Origin of the sequence: Alkalihalophilus lindianensis, assembly GCF_032843265.1 — a bacterium.
GTDB classification, from domain to species: domain Bacteria; phylum Bacillota; class Bacilli; order Bacillales; family Bacillaceae_D; genus Alkalihalophilus; species Alkalihalophilus lindianensis.
The window spans coordinates 1-373 of record NZ_JAWJBA010000095.1 but is presented as its reverse complement, the minus strand read 5'-3'; the positions used below and the strand labels follow the sequence as shown (position 1 = coordinate 373).

The 373-nt window shown below is 41.8% G+C and carries 1 protein-coding gene; it reads right to left on the bottom strand.

What is annotated here, in order from left to right:
* Window positions 1-373 (bottom strand): glycosyltransferase (locus tag RYX56_RS21450; protein ID WP_317124003.1); only part of this gene is annotated, 373 nt, incomplete at both ends.

Genomic DNA, 373 nt, shown 5'->3' with positions numbered 1-373 from the left:
AATTTCTCGAAGGCATGCTGTCGATTGTCTTGAGAAAATTTAGTTGGTGAGGCGAGGGCCATGTTGACGAGCTCAAACCAGTTGTTTTCGTTTCCTGAGAAGGCATGTCTGGAGTTGATATGGTCATAACATGGATGCGATGGCTTTACGATTATTTTCCCCATAGCCAAGGCTTCTGTTAATGGCATGGCAAAGGTATCAAATTTGGAGCAATTCCAATATACCTTTGCCGTGTTCATAAGGGAAAAGATTTCATCCTGGGTTAGCGCAAACTTTATTTTCACATTATCCGGGACATTATATTTCTTCACACTTTCACGATAGCGCTCACCACCGAAAACCATATATACTTCCTTATCCTTGTTTTGCCGAG